This window comes from Mycobacterium sp. TH-M82 (genome assembly GCF_057473605.1).
Window position 1 is genome coordinate 1 of record NZ_JBYCKY010000621.1, and the last position, 1,052, is coordinate 1,052.

The following is a 1,052-nucleotide window of genomic DNA, read 5'->3' on the forward strand; positions in this document are numbered from 1 at the left end:
CGGCGATCGCGGCGAATCAGGCGCAGTATTCCGAGATGTGGTCCCAAGACGCCGCGGCGATGCACAGTTACACCGCCAACTCGGCGGCCGCCACGAAGGTGACCCCGTTCACCCCCGCGCCGCAGGACACCAACCCGGCCGCGTCGGCCACCCAGTCCGCCGCTGCCGCTCAATCGTCCGGAAAAACCAGCATAACGGACCTACTGCAAACGCTGATCGAGTTGCCGTTGCAGCTTTTGGACAGCCCGCTGTTCTTGCAAACCAACGATCTCTCTGGGCTAGGCGGGCTGCCCCTCATCCTGTTCACTGGGCCGGAGTTCACCGCTATTGGGCTAGAAAGTCTGGTAGGCCCGCTGATGTACGGGGCGCTGTCGTTTGCACCGTATGCGACAACCATGTCGGCCCATGGGATGCCTGCAGGTGCGTTGAGGTCGACACTGGTGGGTTCCGGGTCTGCACTGGGTGCGTCGGGTATGGCGGGCTTGCCGGGCCGGGGCGGTGCGGCGATGTCGGCGGGCCTGGGCCGGGCCGCGTCGGTCGGTGGGCTTTCGGTGCCGCAGTCCTGGGGCGCCGTGGCCCCAGGGGCCCCGGTGGCCCCGGAGATCCGGCTTGCCGGCACGGCGTTGCCGGCTGCTGGTTCGGCGGCGTTGCCACAGGCGGGGTTGGCCGCGCCGGGCATGGCCGGACTCGGCGGCATGCCCGCGGTGATGGGCAGCGTCGTCAACACACCAAAAAATGCCGGCGCGGACTCCCGGTATGGCGTTCGTGCCGGGGTGGGGGCAGGAATGCCGGGACAACCGGGCGGTCACGGCAACACCCCGGGCTCGGAGGGTGGGTCAGGTATTGCCAGCGTGTTGACCGAACGCGAACGTGAGGAGTTCAACCGGTTGCGCGAGGAGGTCGCCGAAATGGTGATGGAGTGTGATGCGGCAACCCGTTTGATGGGGGAGGCGCTCCGGCCATGAGTGTGGTGGATTTTGCGGCGTTGCCGCCGGAGGTGAACTCCGCGCGGATGTATGCCGGTGCGGGGTCGGGGCCGTTGCTGGCGGCTG

General features: G+C 68.1%; 2 protein-coding genes. Both read left to right on the forward strand.

Annotation, left to right across the window (positions count from 1 at the left end; translation table 11 throughout):
* On the forward strand, window positions 1-965 hold a 965-nt coding region (locus AC2VON_RS18350; protein ID WP_486954235.1), incomplete at its 5' end, for a PPE family protein, SVP subgroup.
* Between the two features lie 5 nt (window positions 966-970).
* Window positions 971-1,052: PPE domain-containing protein (locus AC2VON_RS18355; RefSeq protein WP_486951316.1), on the forward strand; the 82-nt coding region annotated here is incomplete at its 3' end.